Annotated in this window: 2 protein-coding genes; both read right to left on the bottom strand. The window is 63.9% G+C overall.

The features are described from left to right. Positions 1-483 precede the first annotated feature (483 nt). On the bottom strand, positions 484-11790 hold the full coding sequence (locus LVW35_RS11350) for a non-ribosomal peptide synthetase (protein WP_233895550.1): 11307 nt from the start codon (positions 11788-11790) through the stop codon (positions 484-486). After that, on the bottom strand, positions 11787-24647 hold the full coding sequence (locus LVW35_RS11345) for a non-ribosomal peptide synthetase (protein ID WP_233895548.1): 12861 nt from the start codon (positions 24645-24647) through the stop codon (positions 11787-11789). The genes LVW35_RS11350 and LVW35_RS11345 overlap by 4 nt, the downstream gene beginning before the upstream one ends. Positions 24648-24809: the final 162 nt, after the last annotated feature.

Genomic DNA, 24809 nt, shown 5'->3' with positions numbered 1-24809 from the left:
GTAATTCGACAGTGATTTGGGGGGTCGCCTAAGATCAAAATCAAGATCAAAAAAAGAGCCAGAGCCGTTTGATATCTTCCTGATATAGGAGATCTAAACTGTGGGAGCGGGCTTGCTCGCTCCCACATTTGGACCGAAACCAGCTTCCAGAAACCGGTCGGCTAACAGGCCGCTGCGCTTTTGCTTTTGATCTTCGGCGCCCCGTAAAACCACGCTGGCCGAACGTAGGCTTTGGAGCGTGGGTAACCCGGCAGGACGCCGGGTTAGCCGCGCTGGGCCAAGGATGGCCCAGCGCGGCGGCCCACGCTCTAAAGCCTACGTTCGGGCACACCGAGCCTAGGCGAGGTGCCGAGTGGTGGGGCGAAGGCCTTTTGGTTACTTTTGGCTGGGCCGGCTTCCGGCCTTTCCAAAAGTGACCCGCTGTAAGAGCGGAACCATAAGTGGCCGTGACCGCAGCAACGGATATGTACACCGACAAACCCCTCACGACACAACCTCCCCAACCACCAAACCATCCACCCACCACCGCGCCAACCCCAAAACGTTGGGCGCCTTGAGCAACGTAAAGTGATTCCCCCCGCCATACCAAACCTGCAACCCACTCCCCTGCCGCCGCCACCCCTCAACCATCAACCCCTGCTCCCGCTGATTCCCCGCCGCATCCAGCGCCGGATCCTCAGCCAACACCAACCGAACCACGCCCTTAAAGCGCGCACCAGGCCGATACTGCGTGCGCAACGCCGCCGCATAAGTCCGCGCCGGCCCATCCATCGCATCCACAGAAGAGCGCCCAGGCAACAGACCAACGCCGACCATCCCAGCGTGTAACTGCCGGCGCTGAGCCACCTCATCACGCCCGGCAAAGTCCACCAGGTCGATCCCCAACGACTTCCCGGCCGACAACTGCATCGCCTCAATCAACCGCATCAACGCCGCCGTCGTCGTATAGGGCCGAACGGCGCGCTCCGGTGACTCACTGTCGATCACCGTCAACGACGCCACCTGCCGCCCAGCCGCCTGCAATCGCAACGCCATCTCCAGCGCAACCCAGCCCCCAAACGAATGCCCCACCAGATGCACCGGCCCCTGCGGACATTCCTGCTCCAACGCCTTCACGTAACAAGCCGCTGCCACTTCCACCTGGCTATGAGGCACCGCCTCACCCTCCAACCCACGCGGTTGCAAGCCGAACAGCGGCCAATCCCGCCCCAATGCCTCGCTCAAGGCGACAAATCCGGTAACGCTGTCTCCAGCCCCCGGCACACAGAACACCGGCGTATATCCCGCACGCCCACTCTGAATCCTCAGCAACGGTTGGTGCTGAGCCTGAACCTGCGGCGTACAAGCACCCAGAGCCTCAACCATCGCCCGGCCCAGCGCCTGGATATGCGGCGCCTGCATCATGCTCTGGTGATCCCCCGGCACCGCCACCTGGCGCAATTGCCCCGGCGCCAACACCTCATTCCACCCCAGGGATTCACTGCGCCGCGACAACTCGGTCGGGCGCTCACTCGCACTGAACAGATGCACCGCGATCGGCAACGAAAACAGGCTGTAATGTGCCAGTGCATGCCCGTGCCCGACTTCCCGCTCGATAAAACTCAAGAGGTCCGCGTCCGCAGCCGCCGCCATTTGCGCGTATAGCAAACCTTTATCGCGACAACGCTGCAGCAGGCCCGCAAAGTCCAGAGATCCAATACCTGCCTCCAATTGTTCAAGGCTCGCCAACTCATCCACATCTCCTTGTGCTTTCCAATAGGCCGTGCACTGCAGCAGCAAATGCCGCTTGAGCGCGTCCGGGCCGCTCCAGCGGGCCTTGCCCTGATCGGTCATGCGCGGCACGTAGCTGTCGATAAGGCCGAGAAATTCCAACGCCTCATCCAGCCCCAAGAGTTGCATCGCCACTTCATAGGCCAGCACCCCACCAAACGACCAGCCGGCAATCCGGTAAGGCCCATGGGGTTGAATGCCACGGATCAACCCGACCAGACGCGCCGCCAGGCCCTCCATGGTGTTCAGATGAGAATCGCCAAGCGCCACACCGGGCAAGCCGTAGATTGGATAGTCACCGGGCAGATGCTGACCCAGCGCAGGGAAATACACGTCCATGCCGCTGAATTCGTGGACCAGGAACAAGGGCGCTTGCGAGCCACCGGTGCGAACCGTGATCACCGAAGTCTCACGCACCGTCTCATCCGTACGCTGGCGCAGCATTGCGGCAACGGAGGCCACGCTGGCGTGTTGGAACAGTTCGGCCAGCGACACCTGCAACCCCGCGTCTTCCATCAGGTTGACCAGACGGATCGCCAGCAATGAATGCCCGCCCAACTCGAAGAAGCTGTCATGGCGACCGACCTGTTCCAGCTTCAGCACTTCGGCCCACAGCTGCGCCAGGGTGTGCTCCAGGCCATCGGTCGGGGCTTCGAACTCACGGCGGTTGAAGGTTTCCAGGGCCGGCACCGGCAAGGCCTTGCGGTCGACCTTGCCGTTGGCGGTCAACGGCAGCTGATCCAGCGGCACAAAGGCCGACGGCAGCATGTATTCCGGTAATTGGCCCTGCAGATAGGCGCGTACGCTGTCGATGTCGATGGGCTCATCTGCCCAGGTGAAATAGGCCACCAGGCGTTTGTCTCCCGGCGCATCCTCGCGCGCCAACACCACCACCTCCTGGATACCGGCGAAGGTCGCCAGGCGCGCCTCGATCTCGCCCAGCTCGATACGGAATCCACGGATCTTCACCTGATCGTCATTGCGCCCGATGCACTCCAGCAGGCCGTCGCCTGTCCAACGGCCAAGGTCGCCGGTGCGATACATCAAGGCGTCCTCATTCAAAGGGTCGCGCACAAACTTTTCAGCGGTGAGATCAGGTCGATTCAGATACCCCAAGGCCACACCGTCTCCGCCGATGCAGATTTCACCAGTCACGCCCAGCGGCAACGGCTGCAGGTGCGCATCCAGCACATGGACCTGCGTGTTGGAAATCGGTCGGCCGATCGGCACGCTGTCGGCGTCATCAGCCAGCGCGCGCACCTCATAGGTGGTGGCGTAAGTGGTGGTTTCGGTCGGCCCATAGCAATGCACCAGACGCAACGCCGGCGCCTGGGCCAACAGGCTGCGGAAGGCAGCCGGGTCGGCACGCTCGCCGCCGCACAGCAGGATGCGCAAACCTGCCAGGACCTGGGGAATCAGCTGCACGTACTGGTTGAACAATGCCGTGGTAACAAACAACACCGTTGCGTCCGCCAAGGCCACGCCAAAGGCCACCGGGTCGAGCAAGGTGGCATGGTCGATCACCTGCACCTGGCCGCCATTGAGCAGCGGGCCCCACACGTCCATGGTGCTGGCGTCGAACGCCGGGTTGGAGGCAAAGGCCACGCGGTCGCTGGCATTGAAGTCGGCGTAACCGTTATTGATCACCAGGCGGGTGATGCCGCGATGGGGCACCAACACACCTTTCGGCGTACCGGTGGAACCGGAGGTGTACATGATGTACGCCACGCTGTTCGAGGACTGCGACAGGTCCGGGTTGTGGTTGGGCTGGGGGTCGAGCGCCAGGGTGTCCAGGTCTAACCGTTGTACGGCGTAGTCGACGGCAATATCGCTGCGGGTCAATAACCAGCCCGCACCGCTGTCCTGCACCATGAAACCCTGGCGTTCGGCGGGTGCGTTGATATCCAACGGCACATAGGCGGCGGCGCATTTGAGCACGGCCAGTTGGCTGATCAGCAGGTCCCGGCAGCGCGGCAACAGGATCGCCACGTTATCACCGGGACGCAGCCCAAGGCCCAGCAGGTGATGGGCCAAGCGATTGGCGCGGGTATTCAGCTCGCCATAACTCAGCGACTGTCCGCCATGCAGCACCGCCAATGCGCCGGGACGTGCCTGGGCCTGGGCTTCAAACAGGCGTTGCACCGTGTGTTCGCGCGGGAAGGGGCGCGTGGTGGCATTGAAATCCAGCAGTTGCTGGCGTTCGACGACAGGCAGGATCGGCAAGTGACTGATGCCCATTGCGCTGCCCTGCTCCAACGCCTGCACCACTTGTTCCACGGCAACCTGCAAGTAGCCGCACAACCGGCGCGCACCCTGCCCCACGATTTTCAGGAAGAAACCATCCCCCAGATCATCCACGCTCACTGACAAGCCATAGTTGCTGCGTTCTTCAGCCTTGAGCAACCGAATGCCCTGCCACGCTTCGCTGGCAGCCTGCGGCGTGCTGTGGCGATAGTTGAACAGCGTGTCGAACAGCGGCGTTGCCACCGGCACGCCGCTGCAACGTTGGGCCAACGCCAACGGCGCCTGTTCATGGCTGAGCAACTGGCTGAGTCGTGCGTGGGTGGCCCGCAGCGCGTCGCGCACCGAGCGTTCACCGAGGTCGACCCGCAGCGGCAAGGTATTGATAAACGCCCCCATGGCCCGTTCGGCCCCTTCACCGCCTTGCAGGCGACCAAGCATCACGCTGCCGAACACCACCGAATCGCGGCCCGAAACCTTGCCCAGTACCTGGGCCCAGGCCAGGTGCATCAGGCTGGCGGCGCTGACGCCAGCTTGCCGGGCTTGCGCGCGCAGGCGTTGGCTCAAGTCTGTATCCAGAGGGCGTTGAATCTGCTCATTGCCGCCCAGGCGCTCGACCTGGGTCGGCTCATCGATGTCACCGAGCATTTCGCGGAAGAACGTTTCGTGATCCTCTGCGCCCACGCGAGTCTGGGCCACATAGTTGCGGTACGGCACAGCCGCACCCAAGGTATGCTGCGTGCCCATGAGGAACGCCTGCATCTCATGTTGCAGGATTTCCAGGGCGATGTGATCCATCACCAGGTGATGGAACAGCAACGTGGCACTGTCCTCATTGACCACCAGGCGCATCACCGGGGCTTGCGACAGATCGAGCCGTTCCGGCACCGCCCCGCGTTCGACACGCAGCGATGCTTGGCGCCACACCACCTGCACCGGCTCTTCCAGGCCGTCCCAGTGGAACGACGAACGCAGGATGTCGTGGCGCTGGATCACCGCCTGCAAGGCCAGGGCAAACGCCTCCAGGCGTTGGGCGCTGTCGAACGCAAACTGCGCCCGCAGCACATAGTCATCAGCGCCCTGCACCGCACGATGGTGATACAGCATGCCGGCCTGCAACGGCGCCAGCGGGTAGATGTCCTGCACATTCGCCGCGCCGCCCGGAATGCGGGCGACGATACGTTCGATGGTCGGCTGGTCCAGTTGAATCAATGGCAACATATCCGGCGTGATCGCAGTGCAATCGGGCGCGATGCGATTGGCCGGCACCGCCACCTCACGACCACCGCCCAATGCCGCCGCCAAGGCTGACAAAGTCGGCTGGCCGAACAACACCTTCACATCCGCCGACAACCCGAGGCGGCGCATGCGCCCCATCAGGCTCACCGCGAGCAACGAGTGTCCGCCCAGTTCAAAGAAGTTGTCGTGACGGCCCACACGTTCCACGTTGAGCAACTCGGCCCACAGGCTGGCCAGGGCGATTTCCGTGTCGCCCTGGGGCACTTCGTATTCGCGCACCACCACCGACTCCAGGCCCGGCGCGGGCAATGCCTTGCGGTCGAGCTTGCCGTTGGGGCTCAGGGGCAAGGTGTCGAGGTGCACGAAGATGGCCGGCACCATGAACTCCGGCAGGTGCTGCAACAGGTGGGTGCGCAACGCGTCAATTTCGCTGAAAGCCCCGGTGTAGTAAGCGATCAGACGATTATCGCGGGCGATCACGGCGGCTTCGTTCACGAATGGATAGTCGGTGAGGCGCGACTGGATTTCCCCCAGTTCGATGCGCAGGCCACGAATCTTCACCTGATCGTCATTGCGTCCCAGGTATTCGATCGTGCCGTCCACCAGGTAGCGGCCCACGTCGCCGGTGCGATAGAGGCGACCGTCGGTGAATGGGTCCTTGAGGAAGCGTTCGGCGGTCAGTTCGGGACGATTGAGGTAACCGCGCGCCACTTGCACGCCGCCGATGAACAACTCGCCGACCACGCCCAAGGGCACTGGCTGCATCTGTGCATCGAGCACGTACATGCGGGTATTGGCGATCGGTTTGCCGATGGGCGTATTGTCCGGCGTCACCGGACCGGTGCAGTCCCACGCGGTCACATCGACGGCGGCTTCGGTCGGGCCATACAGGTTGTGCAGTTCGCTGCCCGGCAGTTGCTGCTTGAAGCGCCGCACCAAACTGCCCGGCAAGGCTTCGCCGCTGCACATTACGCGCACCAACCCTTTGGCTTGGCTCACATCGCCATGGGCCAGGAATACGTCGAGCATCGAGGGCACGAAGTGCAGCGTAGTAATGTGCTCATTTGCAATCACATCGCATAGATACGAAGGGTCTTTGTGACCGCCAGGGCGCGCCATCACCAGGCAGGCGCCCGTGAACAGCGGCCAGAAGAACTCCCACACCGACACATCAAAGCTAAAGGGGGTTTTCTGCAGCACCCGGTCATGGGCTTGCAGACCATAGGCGTCCTGCATCCACAGCAGGCGGTTGACCACACCGGGGTGATCGTTGATCACGCCCTTGGGTTGGCCGGTGGAACCGGAGGTGTAGATCACGTAGGCGCTGAGGGCCTGCGCGTCGGGGTTGTCGATGGCATGGTGCTGCCAGGTCGGCCGATCCAGATCGACCACCGACACGTCTCCCAGCAACCCGCGTGTCGCGCCCTGGGCCAGCACCGCCACCGGCGCGCTGTCCTCCAGCATGTAGGCGATACGTTCCAGCGGATACGCCGGGTCCAGCGGCACATAAGCGGCACCTGCCTTAAGGATCGCGTACAGGCCGATGACCATATCCAGGCCACGTTCCACACAGATAGCAACCCGTGAGTCGGGCTGAACGCCCATTTCCAGCAGGTGATGCGCCAGCTGGTTAGCGCGTGCATTCAGCTCGGCATAGGTCAATACCCGGTCATCGGCCTTGACGGCGACGGCATCCGGCGTACGCGCCACCTGCGCTTCGAACATACCGTGCAAGGTCTGGTCGAGGTCGTAGGCCACCTCGGTGGCGTTGAAGTTGAACAACAGATGCTGACGTTCACGCTCATCCACCAGCGGCACATGCTCCAGCACCGCCTGGTCGTTATCGACCATGGCCTGCAACACCCGGGTGAAGTAGCCGACATAACGCTGCACCGTCGACTCATCGAACAGCGCCACCGCGTACTCCAGCGCGCCGATGATCGTGCCCTGCACTTCGCTCAAGTCCAGGGACAGATCGAACTTGGCGAAGTGGCTGTTCTCGACGATACCTTCCAAGGCCAAATCGCCCAACGCCAGGGTGGGCGCGCTGCTGTCCTGCCAGGTCAACAGCGTCTGGAACAGTGGGCTGTGAGCCAGGCTGCGCGGCGGCCGAGTGATTTCCACCACCTGCTCAAAAGGCAGGTCCTGATGGGCTTGGGCTTCCAGCGCCAGGGCCTTGACCCGGGCCAGCAACGCTTCGGTGCTCAGCTCGCCGGAGGTGTCGATGCGCACGGCCAAGGTGTTGACGAACAGCCCGATCAGCCCTTCCACCTCGCTGCGCGTGCGATTGGCGACGGGTGAACCGATCACCACATCCTGTTGCCCGGACAACCGCGCCAGAAAGGACGCCCAGGCGCTCATCAAGGTCATGTACAAAGTGGTGCCGTGGCGTTGGCTCAAGGCTTTGAGCCCGGCGGTGAGACGTTCGTCCAGGCGCACCTCGACACTGCTGCCGGCGTAGTCCTGCTGCGCCGGGCGCGGACGGTCGGTCGGCAAGGTGAGCAAGGCCGGCGCACCTGCCAGCGCCTGCTGCCAATAGGTGCTCTGGCGATGCAGCACTTCGCCGCTGAGCCACAAACGTTGCCATACCGCAAAGTCACCGTACTGGATCGGCAGCGGCGGCAGCGGGTCGGGCTGGCGGTGGCTGAACGCCTGGTACAGCGCCATCAGCTCTCGGGTGAGCACGCCCATGGACCAGCCATCGGAGACGATGTGGTGCAGGGTCAGCAACAACACATGGTGATCGTCGGCCATGACCACCAGGCGCCCACGCAGCAACGGGCCGCGCTCCAGGTCGAACGGTGCCGAGGCCTCGCCGTGGATCAACGCATCCAGCGCCTGCTGGGGTTGCGGATGGCGGCGCAGGTCCTGCACTTGCAGGGGCAGCACGTCTTCGGCGGGCACGATCAGCACCTGGGCGTCATCACCGTGCTGGGCGAAGCGGCTGCGCAGGGTTTCATGACGCGCGACGATGCGCGCCAGGGCCCGTTGCAGCGCTTCGACATGCAGCTGCCCGCGCAGACGCAGGCCGATAGGAATGTTGTAGGCGGTGTTGGCGCCTTCCATCAAGGCGAGGAACCACAGGCGCTGCTGGGCAAAGGACAGCGGCACCTGTTCATCGCGATTGGCCGGGAGGATATCCGGCAAGGTGCCGCGACCGGCCTGGGCCAGCACTTCGGCGACGGCGGCCAGTTCGGCATTGGCAAACAAGTCACCGAGCAGCAACTCGACGCCGAGGCGCTGGCGTACCTGCGATACCATGCGCATCGCCAGCAACGAATGCCCGCCCAGTTCGAAGAAGTGATCGCGACGCCCGACGCGCTCGACGTGCAGCACATCGGCCCAGATCTGCGCCAGCACGCTTTCGATCTCACCTTCGGGGGCGACGTACTCGCGGGTAAATACCGCGGCCATGTCCGGCACCGGCAAGGCCTTGCGGTCCAGCTTGCCGTTGGCGGTCAGGGGCAGCGCGTCCAGCTTCACGTAGGCGACCGGCACCATGTAGTCCGGCAGGTGCGTCACCAGATGGGCGCGGATGTCGCCCACCGCCAAGGGGTCGAGCTGGCGGTTTTCAGTGAAATACGCCACCAGCCGCTCGTCACGCACCAGCACCACGGCTTCCTGGATGCCCGCCACTTGGTTGAGCTGGGTTTCGATTTCGCCGAGTTCGATGCGCATCCCGCGAATTTTTACCTGGTCATCATTACGGCCCAGGTACTCGATATTGCCGTCCGGCAGCCAGCGCGCCAGGTCGCCGGTGCGGTACATGCGCCCGGTATTGAACGGGTCTTGCAAGAAACGTTCGGCGGTCAGCTCCGGGCGGTTCAGGTAACCCCGCGCCACGCCTTTGCCGCCTACGTACAACTCCCCTGCCACGCCCAATGGGACGGGACGCTGTTGCTCATCCAGCAGGTAGACAGTGGCATTGGCGATGGGCTTGCCGATATGCAACGGCTGGCCAGCCTCGACCTTGCCCGAAGTCGCAACCACGGTGGCCTCAGTCGGTCCGTAGTTGTTGATCAAGTCAAAGCGCTGCGCCCGGCCGAACTGGCGCAGGCGATCGCCACCGATCAGCAAGGTACGCAGCGTCGGGTGTTCGATGTGCTGGCTGAAGGCGTACTCGGCCACCGGCGTGGGCAGGAAACACACGTCCAGCGGCTGCGCACACCACCAGGCCAACAGTGCGTCGATATCTTCGCCGCCGTCATGGGCCGGTGGCAGGTGCAGGGTCGCGCCCACGCACAGCGCCGGCCAGACTTCCCAGGCCATCGCGTCAAAGCCGAACCCGGCGACGCTGGCGGTGTGGCGCCCGGCGCGCAGGTCGAAGGCGGTGCAGTGCCAGTCCACCAGGTTGGCTACGGTGTGATGCTCCACCATCACGCCCTTAGGCAGGCCGGTCGAGCCGGAGGTGTAGATCACATAGGCGAGGTTCGATGGCGTAACTGCAACCTTGGGGTTGTTCGTCGAATGGTGCTGCCAGGTGTAGCGGTCGAGGTTGATCACCGGCACGTCAAGGGCCGGCAAGCGCTCCAGCAAGGCGTGCTGGGTCAACACCGCTACCGGGGCGCTGTCGGTCAGTAGGTAGGCAAGGCGCTCGGCCGGGTGCGTCGGGTCCACCGGCACGTAGCAGGCGCCTGCCTTGAGGATCGCCAGCAAGCCAGCGAGAGTGTCCAGGCCTCGGCGGGCGACGATGGCGATGCGGTCGTCCGGCTTGACTCCCAGCGCCAGCAGGTGATGGGCCAGCAGATTGGCTTGCTGGTTGAGTTCGGCATAGGTCAGCCGACGGCCCGAATGCACGGCGGCAATGGCGTCCGGCGCGAGGGCGGCCTGGGCTTCGATGCGAGCGTGCAGCGTGGTGCCCTGGGGGAAGTCCGCGTGGCTGGTGTTGAAGTGCTCCAACAGCAAACGCTGCTCATCGGCAGGCACCACCGACACTTGGTTGAGCGCGGTGTGCGGCGCCTGTTCCAACGCAGTCACCAGGTTGTCCAGGGCGGTTTGCAGGTAGGCGCAGACGCGCTGCGGGTCGACCAGCGTGCTGGCCAAAAGGCTCAAGCCGAAGCCTTCGCCAAGGTCATCGACACTCAGGGTCAGCGGGTAATTGGTGCGCTCCTCGGCGCTGAGGGCCACGATCCCTTGCCAGGCCGAGACCGCCTCGGCGCTGGCCGCTGGCGCGCTGTGCCGGTAGTTGAGCAAGGCGCTGAATAACGGCGTTGGCGCGATCACGCCGCTGCAACGTTGGGCCAGGGCTAGTGCGGCATGTTCGTGGCGCAACAATGTCGTCAGCCGTGCATGGGTGGCCTTGACCCCGGCGTGCACATCCTGGCTGTCCACGTCCACGCGAAACGGCAGCGTGTTGATGAAGATACCCAGTGCTCGATCGGTGTCATGGCTGCCTTGCATGCGGCCCATCAATACGGTGCCGAACACCACCTGCTGCTTGCCGGCCAGAACGCCTAGCACTTGAGCCCAACCCAGATGAAACAGGCTCGCGGCGCTGACCCCCGATTGCCGGGCCTGAGCGCGCAAACGGCGACTCAGCTGCGGCGCCAACGGCACGCTGAGTTCGACAATGCCGCGCGCATCGCCCTGCACGTCCTGCAAACCGAAGGGCAACGTCGGTTCACTGATGTCGCCGAGCATCTGCCGGAAGAATGTTTCGTGCTCCTGCTCGCTGATCCCCAGCCGCGCCTGCGCGACATAGTTACGAAACGGTACGGCCTGGCCCAACGCAGCGCCCTGCCCCAGCAGGCAGGCCTGCATTTCATGACACACCACTTCCAGGGCACTGTGGTCCAGAGCCATATGGTGGAACAGCAACGTGGCGACAATCCGCTGGTTTGCCGGGTCTTCAGCACGCACCAGGCGCAGCAGCGGGGCCTGGGTCACGTCCAGCCGATAGTGACGCGCATCAAACTGCGCGTGCAATTGCGCGGCGATATCGCCGTCGGACGGGTCCAGCTGCAGCGCTTGTACCGGCAGGCGCGCCTGGCGCCACACCACTTGCGACGGCTCCTGCAAGCCCTCCCACACCACCCCGGTACGCAAGATGTCGTGACGGTCCATCACGGTTTGCAGGGCCTGGGCGAACGCATCGAAACGCTCCAGGCTGTCGAACGCAAACTGCGATTGCATCACATACGGGTCGCCCTGCTCGGCGCTGACATGGTGGAACAGGATGCCTTCCTGCAACGGCGTCAGCGGGTAGATATCCTGGATATTCGCCACGCCACCGTCGACGCTGGCGACAATCCGCTCGATCTCCTCCTGGCTCAGCGTCGACAGGGTCAGCATGGCCGGGGTGAGGTGCTCGGCGTTGGCTGGGATGCCATTGGCTGGCACCTGCACTTCACCGGCCTTGATAGCCGAGTATTCGCCAGCCTTGATCCGTTCGATCAGCGCCGGTTTGTGTTCGCGCAACGCAGCCAGGATCAACGGGTCGCTCAGTGCTTGTTTATTGCCTTGCACCGACAGCTGCTCACCCTTGAGCGCCAGTTGGATGTCCTTGGTTTTCAGCGTCGCCAGCAGTTCGAGAATGCTCACAGGACGATCTCCATTCGTTCGGTCATAGCGGCGTAGCCGGCCAGGGTTGGCTGTTCGAACAACGCACGCACATCGGCTTCCATGCCTTCCTGGCGCAAGCGCCCGATCAAGCTCACCGCGAGCAGCGAGTGCCCGCCCAGTTCAAAGAAATTGTCGTGGCGCCCTACCCGCTCCACCTTGAGCAACTCGGCCCACAGCGCGGCGATCAGGCTTTCGGTGTCGCCCTGCGGTGCCTCGTACTCGCGCACGATCAGCGCATCCACCCCAGGCGCGGGCAACGCCTTGCGGTCCAGCTTGCCGTTGGGACTCAGCGGCAGCGCGTCGAGGTGGACGAACAGCGCGGGCACCATGAAGTCCGGCAGGTGCTGCAACAGATGTGCGCGCAGGGCTTCGATATCGGTTTGCACACCGGTGTAGTAAGCGATCAGGCGGTCTTCGCGGGCTACCACGGCGGCTTCAAGGACCTGCGGATGCTCGAGCAGGCGGGCCTGGATTTCACCCAGTTCGATACGCAGGCCGCGAATCTTCACTTGGTCATCGTTACGGCCCAGGTACTCGATGTTGCCGTCGGGCAGGTAGCGGCCAATGTCACCGGTGCGGTACAGGCGGCCGCGGGTGAACGGATCCTGGAGGAAGCGTTCGGCGGTCAGCTCGGGACGATTGAGATAACCCCGTGCCACCTGCACGCCGCCGATATACAGCTCGCCGACCACGCCCAGGGGCACCGGCTGCAACTGCGCATCCAGCAGGTACAGGCGCGTGTTCGCAATCGGCTTGCCGATTGGCGTATTGTCCGGTACTTCAGGCCGCGCGCAGTTCCACGCGGTGACGTCCACCGCCGCTTCGGTCGGGCCGTACAGGTTGTACAGAGCGACCCCCGGCAGTTGCTGCTTGAAGCGCCGTACCAGGCTGCCCGGCAAGGCTTCACCGCTGCACATCACCCGCTGCAGGCCGGCCGCCTGGCTGACATCGCCGTGGGCCAGGAACACGTCAAGCATCGACGGCACAAAGTGCAGCGTGGTGATCTTTTCAGCTTCGATCACTTCGCACAGGTACGCCGGTTCCTTGTGGCCACCCGGACGTGCCATCACCAGGCGGGCGCCGGTAAACAGCGGCCAGAAGAATTCCCACACCGACACGTCAAAGCTGAATGGGGTTTTCTGCAAGACCGCGTCATGGGCTTGCAGGCCATACGCGTCCTGCATCCACAGCAGGCGATTGACCACACCGGCGTGTTCGTTGATCACCCCTTTGGGCTGGCCGGTGGAGCCGGAGGTGTAGATGACATAGGCCTGATGCTGCGCAGTCAGGTCCGGCACCTGCGGGTTGCTCGCGGACTGGTGTTGCCAGGTGTTGTGGTCCAGATCAATCACAGGCACATCGCTCAACAATGTGCGTGTCGCACCTTGGGCCAGGACCACGACCGGGGCGCTGTCTTGCAGCATGTAAGCAATGCGATCCAGCGGGTACGCCGGGTCCAGCGGCACGTAACCGCCGCCCGCCTTCAGGATGGCGAACAGGCCAATGACCATATCAAGGCCGCGCTCCACGCAAATGCCCACCCGCGAATCCGGTGTTACGCCGCGCTCACGCAGGTGATGGGCCAGGCGGTTGGCGCGCTCGTTCAGCTGCTGGTAAGTGATCTGCTGATCAGCAGCCTTCACCGCCACGGCACCCGGCGTACGCATTGCCTGAGCCTCGAACAGGCCGTGCAAGGTTTGATCGAGGGCGTAGCTGACGTCGGTGGCATTGAACTCGATCAGCAGTTTATGCCGCTCCTCATCGCCCAGGATCGGCAGACGATTCAGCGCCTGATTAGGCGCCTGCTCCAGGGCATGCACCAACCCGGTCAGTGCTGTTTGCATGTAAGCGCAAACCCGTTGCGCATCCACCTGCGACAGCGCGGTGATGTCATAACCGTCGCCCAGATCATCCACGTTCAAGGTCAGCGGGTAGTTGGTACGCCCGTCATTGACCAGTGTCTGCATTCCTTGCCAGGCCTGCTCTGCGCCGTGCGAGCGGGTGGCGGCGCCGCGATGGCGATAGTTGAGCATCGAGCTGAACAGCGGCGCCGGCGCCGCCACCCCGCTGCAACGCTGGGCCAGCGCCAGGGACGCATGTTCATGCCCGAGCAACGCGGTGAGCCGGGCATGGGTGGCGCGAACGGCGGCGCGCACGCCTTGATCATCGATATCCAGGCGCAGCGGCAAGGTATTGATGAACACACCCAGCGCACGGTCCGCGCCCTCGCCGCCGCCCATGCGCCCGACCAGTACCGTGCCGAACACTACGCTGTGCCGGGCCGAGGTCGCCGCCAGCACTTGGCCCCACGCCAGATGGAACAGGCTGGCCGTGCTCACGCCCAACAACCGGGCCTGCGAACGCAGGCGGCGGTTGAGGTCGCCGTCCAGGCACACAGTGTGCTCTTCGATAGCGCGACCGTCGCCGCGCACATCCTGCAAGCCAAAGGGCAAAGTCGGTTCGTCGATATCGGCCAGCATGTCGCGAAAGAAACGTTCGTGTTCCTGCTCGCTGACACCCAAACGCGCCTGCGCCACGTAGTTGCGGTACGGCATCGGCGCCGCAGCCGGGGCCGCATGGCCCAGCAGGTAGCCCTGCATTTCGCGCAGCACGACGTCGAACGCGGTGTGGTCGAGGACGATATGGTGATAGAGCAACACCACCACCACGCGTGCGTTGGCCGGGTCCTTCGCGTAGGCCAGGCGGATCAGCGGCGCCTGGCTGATATCGAGACGAAAGCGCCGCGCATCGAAGCGTTCATGCAGCCCGGCCAGGACATCGCCGTGTACATGCAGCTCATCCATCGACAGCTCGGCCTTGCGCTGCACCACCTGCAACGGTTGTGCGAGACCTTCCCAGACGATGCCGGTGCGCAGGATGTCATGGCGGTTGATGACCTGTTGCAGGGCCTCGGCAAACGCGTGCAGGCGCTCGACACTGTCAAACGCCAGGTGCGACTGCAGCAGGTACGGATCGCCCTGCTCGGCGGTGATGTAGTGATAGAGAATGCCTTCCTGCAACGGTGCCAGCGGATAAATGTCTTGCACATTGGCGGCGCCGCCGGGCACGCGGGCGACCACTAGATCGAGCGTCGATTGGTCGAGCGTCACCAGGGACAGCAAGTCCGGGGTAATACGTTGGCAAGCGGCGGGAATGCGATTGGCCGGCACCTGCACTTCGCGCCCACTGCCCACGGCAGCCGCCAGCGCAGCCAGGGTCGGCTGGCTGAACAGCACGCGCACATCGGCACTCATGCCGACCTGACGCATGCGCTCGATCAAGCTGACAGCCAGCAACGAATGGCCGCCCAGTTCGAAGAAGTGGTCATGGCGGCCAACCTGCTCCACCTGCAGCACTTCGGCCCAGATCCGCGCCAGGGTGGTTTCGACTTCGCCTTGGGGGGCTTCATATTCGCGAGTCAGCAACGCCGCCTGATCCGGTTGCGGCAGCGCCTTGCGGTCCAGCTTGCCGTTGGCGGTCAGGGGCAATGCATGCAGCTTCACATAGGCGACCGGCACCAGGGCATCCGGCAACTGGGCGTGCAGTTGCGCGCGCAGGGTGTCGATATCCACCGGTTGCCGTTCGGTAAACCAGGCAATCAAACGCCCTTCGCGCACCAGCACCACCGCCTCAACGACGCCATCCAGTGCGGCCAGGCGGCTTTCGATTTCACCCAGTTCAACCCGCACGCCACGCACTTTGACCTGATCATCGTTACGTCCCAGGTACTCGATATTGCCATCGGGCAACCAACGGGCCAGGTCGCCGGTGCGGTACATGCGGCCCTTGTTGAACGGGTCTTGCAGGAAGCGCTCGGCACTCAGGTCCGGGCGGTTCAAGTAGCCACGCGCCACGCCGCTGCCGCCCACATACAGCTCCCCCGCTACGCCCACCGGCACCGGACGCAAGTGCGCATCCAGCAGGTAAACGCTGGCATTGGCGATGGGCCGGCCGATATGCAACGCCTGCCCGGCGCGCACGCGGCCGGAGGTGGCAACCACCGTGGCTTCGGTGGGGCCGTAGTTGTTGATCACCGCAAAGCGTCGCTCCTGGGTGAACTGGCGCAGGCGGTCACCGCCGACCAGCAGGATGCGCAAGCTGGGGTGTTGCAGGTTCTGGCTGAAGGCGTATTCGGCCACGGGCGTGGGCAGGAAGCTGACGTCCAGCGGTTGCGCCAGCCACCAGGCGAGCAATTCATCAATGTTTTCATTGCCGACATGGGCTGGCGGCAGGTGCAGGGTGGCGCCCACGCACAGCGCCGGCCAGACCTCCCAGGCCATCGCATCAAAACCGAAACCGGCGACGCTACTGGTGTGGCCCGTCGCATCCAGGCCAAAGGCCTCGCAGTGCCAATGCACCAGGTTTTCCACGGTGCGGTGTTCCACCATCACGCCCTTGGGCTGGCCGGTAGAGCCGGAGGTGTAGATCACGTAGGCCAGGTGGGCCGGGTTCAACGCGTTGAGTTGCGGGTTGCTGGCGGCGAACTGCTGCAGGCGCGGATCGTGCAAGTCGAGGCTGGCAACCGCGCCGAGTAGATCGCGGGTACTGGCCTCAGCCAACACCGCCACGGGGGCGCTGTCTTGCAGCAGATAGGCAATACGCTCGGCGGGATAAGCCGGGTCAATCGGCACATAGCCGGCGCCGGTCTTGAGAATGCCCAGCAAGCCCACCAGCATCTGGGGGCCGCGACGGCAGCAGAGGGCAATGCGATCGTCGGGCTGTACGCCCTGTTGCAGTAGATGGTGGGCCAATTGGTTAGCGCGGGTGTTGAGTTGCTGGTAAGTCAGCGATTCGCCGTCTTGCACCACGGCGATGGCGTGAGGCTGGCGCTCGGCCTGGACCTCGAACGCCCCATGAACCGTGTGGCCCCTGGGGAAATCGCTGGCGGTGACATTGAACTCACGCAGTAAGGTTTCGCGCTCCGCCGTTGGTAGAATCGGTAGCTGGTTGAGCGCAGTCTTCGGTGCGTTTTCCAGCGTCTCGACCAACTGGTCGACGGCGTTATGCATGTAGGTGCACATCCGCTGGGCACCGATCTGCGGCAGCGCCAAGACGGTCAGGCCGAAGCCTTCACCCAGGTCATCCACACTCAAGGTCAGCGGATAGTTGCTGCGTTCCTCACCACCGAGCAACTGCACACCTTCCCAGATACCCTGCCCGTCGCGGGCCATTTCGCCGGGAGTACTGTGACGGTAGTTGAGCAAGGCACTGAACAGCGGCGAAGCATTCGCCACACCACTGCAACGCTGGGCCAGCGCCAGGGATGCATGTTCGTGACCGAGCAAGGCGCTCAAGCGCCCATGGGTCGCCTTGACCGCGAGCGCAGCTGGCGCCGCCACATCGACGCGCAGCGGCAAGGTGTTGATGAACATGCCCAGCGCGCGGTCTGCGCCGTCACCAGCTTGCATGCGGCCCATCAATACGGTGCCGAACACCACGTCGTCACGCCCGGACACCAGCCCCAGCACCTGCGCCCAGGCCAGATGCATCAGGCTCGCCGCGCTCACGCCGAGCTGCCGCGCCTGTTCGCGCACCCGATGGGCCAGCGCTGCCTCCACCGGCAGTTCGGCTTCTTCGATATCACGCCCATCACCCTGCACGTCCTGCACGCCGAACGGCAAAGTCGGCTCATCCACGTCGGCGAGCATGTCGCGGAAGAACGCTTCGTGCTCCTCCACGCTGACACCCAGGCGCGCCTGGGCCACGTAGTTGCGGAACGGCGCCGCTTCGGGCAAGTCCTGCGCCTGGTTGAACAGGAATGCACGCATCTCCTGGCCCACCACTTCCATGGCGGTGTGGTCCAGCGCCAGATGGTGGAACAGCAGGATCGCCGCGACGCGGTTGTGTTGCGGATCCTGAGCGAAAACCATGCGCAGCAGCGGCGCCTGGGTGATGTCCAGGCGGTAATGGCGGGCGTCGAAGCGTGCATGCAGTTGTTCGATGACGCCGCCGTCCGCCGGGTCCAAGGCAACCTCCTGGACAACCAGCTGCGCCTCGCGCCACACCACTTGCACCGGGCTGTCCAGCCCTTCCCAGACCACACCGGTACGCAGTATGTCATGGCGGGCCACCACCTGTTGCAGCGCATCCATGAACGCATGCAGGCGCTGGATACTGTCGAACGCCATGCGCGATTGCAGCAGGTACGGATCGCCCTGCTCGGCACTGATGTGGTGGTAAAGAATGCCTTCCTGCAACGGCGCCAACGGGTAGATATCCTGCACGTTCGCAGCACCGCCAGGCACGCCCGCGACGATTCGCTCGATGGCCGTTTGGTCGAGCTGCACCAGGGTCAGCATCGACGGCATGATCTGCGTGCAATCCGTTGGAATGCCATTGGCCGGCACTACAATTTCCCGGCCACTGCCCACCGCAGCGGCCAGCGCCGCAAGGCTTGGCTGGTTGAACAATACCCGCACGTCACAGCTCAGGCCGACCTGGCGCATGCGCTCGATCAGGCTGACCGCAAGCAATGAATGCCCGCCCAATTCAAAGAAGTGATCGTGACGGCCAACGCGTTCCAGCTTGAGCACGTCCTGCCAGATCTGCGCCAGCTGGGTTTCCACTTCGCCTTCCGGCGCTTCGAAACCACGACTGAGCAGCGCGCTCTGGTCCGGCACCGGCAGACCTTTGCGGTCAAGTTTGCCGTTGGCGGTCAATGGCAACAGCTCCAGCCATACATAAGCCGAGGGCACCATGTAGTCCGGCAACAGGCCTTGCAGGTGGGCACGCAGCGCTTCGATCTCCAGCGGCTCACTGGCGGTGTAGTAGGCCACCAGACGCTTGTCGCCGGGCTCATCTTCGCGGGCCAGCACCACGGCGTCCTTTACGCCAGGCAAGCCGGCCAGGCAGGTTTCGATCTCACCGGGCTCGATACGGAACCCCCGGATCTTCACCTGCAGGTCATTGCGTCCCTGGTACAGCAAGGTGCCGTCGGCCTGCCAGCAGGCCAGGTCACCGGTGCGGTACAGCACCCCTTCACCAAACGGGTTCGGGATAAATTTTTCGGCGGTCAGTTGTGGCTGGTTCAAATAGCCCTTGGCCACACCCGCGCCGCCGATGTACAGCTCGCCCACCACGCCCAGCGGCACGGGTTGCTGGCGTGGGTCCAGTACGTAGGCCTGGGCATTGGCAATCGGCCGGCCGATGGGAATGCCACCCTCGCCCACCGAGGTGATCTCGAAGGTGGTGGAAAACGTGGTGGCTTCGGTAGGCCCGTAGCCGTTGAGCAGGTGCTGGGGTTTGCCCTGTTCAAGCACCCGGCCGATCACCTGCGGGTCAAGCACGTCGCCACCGACGATCAAGTAGCGTAACTGGCGGAGCACCGGCATCAGCGCGTCGGCGTACTGGTGGAACAGCCCGGCGGTCATCCATAGCACGCTGACGGATTGCTCCTGCAACAACGACGCAAAGGCCGCCTGGGACAACAGTACCTCGTGCTCGACCACCACCACACAGCCGCCATTGAGCAACGGCGCCCACACGTCGAGGGTGCTGGCATCGAAGGCCGGGTTGGAGGCGAACGCCACGCGGTCGTGTTCGTTGAAGTCGGCATAACCGTTGTTGAGCACCAGGCGCGAGATGGCGCGGTGCGGCACTTGCACCCCTTTGGGCGCCCCGGTGGAACCAGAGGTGTAGAGGATGTAGGCGACGCTTTCGGCGGACTGCGGCAGTTCAGGATTACGTGGCGACTGGTCATTCAGGTTCAGGTCGGCCAGGTTATTGAGCACCCGGTGCGCGCCACTGTCCTGCACGATAAACGCCTGGCGCTCGACGGGCGCATTGACGTCCAGCGGCACATACACCGCGCCGCACTTGAGGATCGCCAGCTGGCAGATCAGCAAATCAAGGGAGCGCGGCAGCGCAATCGCCAAGCTTTCGCCCGGCTGCACACCCTGGTTGAGCAAGTGGTGGGCCAGGCGGTTGGCGCGACGGTTGAGGTCGCGATAACTCAACGAAAGCTGGCCATGCACGGCCGCGACTGCTTCTGGACGAGCCAGCGCCTGGGCTTCGAACAACTGGTGCACGGTGAGTTGCGACGGGTAGTCTCGGGCAGTGGCGTTGAACTCCACCAGCAGTTGATGCCGTTCGGCCGCCGGCAGGATCGACACGGCCTGCAACGGCGTGGTGGGCGCCTGCTGCAACGCGGTCACCAGGTGGCGCAATGCGGTGAGCATGTAGTCGCCCACGCGTTGCACCTCCAGGGTCGCCACGCCTTGCACGGTGAGCGCAAAGCCTGTGCCCAGGTCATCGACGTTGAGCACCAGCGGGTAGTTGCTGCGCTCTTCGGAACTGAGAATCTGAATACCGCAGGCTGCGAACGGGCTGTCCCCCGGTGATTCCCCCGGTGCACTGTGGCGATAGTTGAGCAAGGTACTGAACAGCGGCAACGAACCCGGCACGCCGCTGCAACGCTGGGCCAGGGACAGCGAGGCGTGCTCATGCCCGAGCAATTGCGCCAGGCGTGCATGGGTGGCGCGCACGCCGGCTTGTACACCGACGGTGCCGAGGCTGACCCGCAGCGGCAAGGTGTTGATGAACATGCCCAACGCGCGGTCGGCGCCCTCACCGCCCTGCATGCGCCCCAGCAACACGGTGCCGAACACTACCTCCTGCTGGCCGGAGACCTGCCCCAGCACCTGGGCCCAGGCCAAATGCACCAGGCTTGCAGTGCTCACCCCCAGTTGCCGCGCCTGTTCGCGCAGGCCCAGGCTCAGTGAAGGTTCCAGCGGCAGATGGGCTTCGAGGATGCCACTGCCGTCGCCATTCACATCCTGCAGGCCGAAGGCCAAGGTCGGCTCATCGATATCGCTGAGCATCTCGCTGAAGAACGCTTCGTGCTGGGCCTGGCTGACCCCAAGTCGCGCCTGGGCCACGTAGTTGCGGTACTGCACGGCATCGGGCAATTGCGCACTGTTGCCGGACAGGCTGGCACTCATTTCATCCACCAGCACCTGCAAAGCAGTGTGATCCAGCAGGATGTGGTGCAACAGCAGAATGCCGACAAAACGGCCTTGATCTTCTGAGTAGGCAAAGCGCATCAGTGAAGCGCGACTCAGGTCGAGGCGAAAGTGACGAGGGTCGAAGCGTTGTTGCAGTTGGGCAAGTGTCTCCTCGCTGCGCTCGACGGCCAGCACTGCCTGGCGCAAGACCACCTGCACCGGCTCGTTGAGGCCTTCCCAGAGAATCGCGGTGCGCAGGATATCGTTGCGCTCGATCACGCTGTGCAGCGCGCGGACAAATGCATCCACCGCCGTTTGGTCGTTGAAGCTGAACTGCACCTGCAACACGTAGGGGTCGCCCTCGGTGGTTGCCAGGTGGTGATAAAGAATGCCGGCCTGCAATGGCGCCAGGCCGTAGATGTCCTGCACGTTGTTGATGCCCCCGGGCATGCTCTGGATGATGTGGTCGAGGGCCGCCTGGTCCAATTCCACCAACGGCACCATGTCCGGGGTAATCTGCTGGATGCCGTCGGTAATCAGGTTGGCCGGGACCTGCACCTCCTGTTGCCCGCCCACCGCAGCGGCCAGTGCCGCCAGGGTCGGTTGGCCGAACAGTACGCGTACGTCGGCGCTGAGGTCGACCTGACGCATGCGTTCAATCAGCTTGACCGCCAACAAGGAATGCCCGCCCAGCTCGAAGAAGTTGTCGTCGCGGCCCACCTGATCGAGCTTGAGCAGGTCTTGCCAGATCGAGGCAATGGCGGTTTCCACCGCGCCTTGCGGGGCTTCGTAACCGCGACGGGCCAGCGCGTCTGCGTCCGGCGCGGGCAGTGCCTTGCGGTCGAGCTTGCCGTTGGTGGTCAGCGGGAATTTATCCAGCAACACAAAGGCGCTGGGCACCATGTGTTCGGCCAGGCTCAGCAGCAGATAATCACGCAGGTCGGCGGCACGCAATTGCCCTTCGGCAATCACGTAAGCCACCAGGCGCCTGTCACCCGGTTCGTCTTCACGAGCGATGACCACTGCGTCACGCACCCCGGAAGCAGTGGCCAGGCGCGCTTCGATCTCGCCCAGTTCGATGCGGAAACCGCGGATCTTCACCTGGTCATCGTTGCGCCCCAGGTATTCGACGCTACCGTCAGCCAGCAGGCGGCCAAGGTCGCCCGTCTTGTACATGCGCTGGCCGGTGATTGGGTCGGCCAGGAAACGTTCGGCGGTCAGCACATCACGGTTGAGGTAACCACGGGCCACACCGGCACCGCCGACGTACAACTCGCCAACCACCCCAAACGGCAGTGGCTCACGGCGCGCATCCAGCACATACAGCTGCAGGTCAGGAATGCGCACACCAATCGGACTGACGCCGACCAACTGTGCATCCGCCGCTTCCAGGGCGCGATAAGTCACGTGCACGGTGGTTTCGGTGATGCCGTACATGTTCACCAGTTGCGTCCCCGCGTTGATCGCACGGGCGTACCACGGCTTGAGCATGCCCGGCTCCAGCGCCTCGCCGCCGAAAATCACCTGGCGCAAGGAATGGGATTGCGGGTTCTGGCTTTGTGCGGCAATCAACTGGCGAAAAGCGCTCGGCGTCTGATTGAGGATGCTCACGCCGGCTTCGCAGAGCAGCGAATAACACTCATCCGGTGAGCGGCTGACCAGTTGCGGCACGATCAGCAACTGGCCGCCATGCATCAGCGCGCCCCAGATTTCCCATACCGAAAAGTCGAAGGCGAAGGAGTGGAACAACGCCCACACGTCGTTGCGGTTGAAGCCGAACCAGTGCTCGGTGGCGGTGAACAAGCGTGCCACCTGGCGGTGTTCGATCATCACGCCTTTGGGCTGGCCGGTGGAGCCTGAGGTGTAGATCACGTAGGCCAGGTTGGCCGGACTGACAGTGACCCGTGGATTGACGATGGATTCGCCGCGCACGTCATTGAGGTCGATCGCCGGCAGGTCGCCGACCAAGTGACGGGTATTGGCTTGCACCAGGACGGCCAAAGGCGTGCTGTCCGCCAGGGTGTGGGCGATCCGCTCCAGCGGGTAGGCCGGATCGATCGGCACATAGCCGGCGCCGGCCTTGAGGATGCCGAGCAGGCCGATGATCATCTCAGGGCCACGTTCTACGCAGATCGCCACCCGGTCATCAGGGCGGATGCCTTGGGCCAGCAGGCGATGAGCGACCTGGTTGGCACGCTCGTTGAGTTGGCGGTAGCTCACGCGTTGGTTGTCAAAGCGCAAGGCTATGGCTTCGGGCTGCGCGGCGGCGTGGGTTTCGACGTGTTGATGGATCAGGGCGGTGTCGGCGTAGTGCGCGGGGGTTTCATTGAGGTGGTGCAACAGGGTGTGGCGTTCGGCGTCGGGCAGGATGTTCAGGCCGCTGAGCGGCATATCCGGTCGCTGTTCCAGGGCATCGGCCAGGCTTGCCAGGGCGGTGTGCAGGTAAGTGGCGACACGTGCGGCACCAATCGACGCGTCGACCATCACGGTCAGGGCGAAATCTTCACCCAGGTCATCGACATTGACCGTCAGCGGGTAGTTGGTGCGCTCCTCAGCGCTGAGCACGCGGATGCCCTCGGCCACCTCGATCACCTCGGCCATGTCCGTGGCGGCGCTGTGGCGGTAGTTGAGCATAGCGCTGAACAGCGGCGTCGGTGCGGCGACACCACTGCAACGCTGGGCCAGCGCCAGGGACGCATGTTCGTGGTTGAGCAAGGTGGTCAGGCGTTCGTGGGTGGCCTTGACCCCGGCATGCACGCCCTGCCCGCCCACGTCCACGCGCAAGGGCAAGGTGTTGATGAACATGCCCAAGGCCCGTTCACCCCCCTCGCCCGCCCCCATGCGCCCAAGCATCACGGTGCCGAACACCACGGCGTCACGGCCGGAAACCACGCCCAGTACGCGGGCCAGCGCCAGGTGCATCATGCTTGCCACACTCACGCCAAGGGGGCGCGCCAGGATGCGCAAACGACGGCTTAGCGCGCTGTCGACCGGGATGCGCGCTTCGTCGATGCCGAGACCATTGCCTTGTACGTCCTGCAAACCGAAGGGTAGCGTCGGCTCGTCAATATCCGCCAGCATCTCGCGGAAAAAGGCCTCATGGGCCTGCTCGCTGACGCCATGGCGCACCTGGGCGATATAGCTGCGAAACGACACGGGCTCTCCCGCCTGAGCCTGCTCGCCCGCCAGGTACAATTGGATTTCATGGCGAACCACATCAAGCGCGGTGTGATCAAGGATGGTGTGGTGAAACAGCAGCGTTGCCGCCACGCGGCCGTTGGACGGGTCTTCGGCAAACACCAGCCGCAGCAGCGGCGCCTGGCCCAGGTCCATGCGGTAGTTGCGGGTATCGACATCCGCGGCCTCGCACACCAGGCTCGCCTTGCGCCACACCACCTGCAACGGCTCGTCGAGACGCTCCCAGACCATGGAGGTGCGCAGGATATCGTGGCGATCGATCACCCATTGCAACGCTTCGGCAAACGCATGCAAACGCGCGCGGCTGTCGAACTCGAACTGTGCATGCAGCACGTAAGGGTCGCCCTGCTCCGCCGACAGATGGTGGTAAAGCATGCCTTCCTGCAGCGGCGCCAGCGGGTAGACATCCTGCACATTCGCCGCGCCCCCAGGGATGGCGGCGACGATACGGTCAATGGCCGACTGGTCGAGACTGACCAGGGGCAGCATGTCCGGGGTGATGCGGTAGGCCGGGCTCAGCCAGTCGCCGCCATGTTCGGCTACCAGTTCGAGCAGCCGGGGCTTGTGCGCGATCAATTGATCCCACAGCGCATCGTCCAGTGCTTCGTCGTCACCGAGGATGATCAGGTCGCCTTCTTCCAGTTGCAGACGGATCGCATGGGTGGAAATCGCTGCCAATAATTCGCTGAACTGCATGGGTAACCTGCCTGATAAGTCACGGTGGAGAAGAAAGTCCGTTTTCAGCTGCCGCTTGAATCGGGTGCTGTGCGCCCCGCATCCAAAAAAAGCGGGCGCAGCCGGAGACCTGGAGAGGCTTCCGACAGGCTTGGAAAATTAAGGGATTTGGCTGGCGGGGGG

This window comes from Pseudomonas sp. HN11 (genome assembly GCF_021390155.1).
Lineage (GTDB): Bacteria > Pseudomonadota > Gammaproteobacteria > Pseudomonadales > Pseudomonadaceae > Aquipseudomonas.
This window is presented reverse-complemented; position numbering and strand designations above follow the sequence as displayed.

Bases quoted from the DNA above. Each gene is read 5' to 3' on its own strand.
- LVW35_RS11345 (WP_233895548.1), bottom strand. From the start codon at position 24,647: ATGCAGTTCAGCGAATTATTGGCAGCGATTTCCACCCATGCGATCCGT.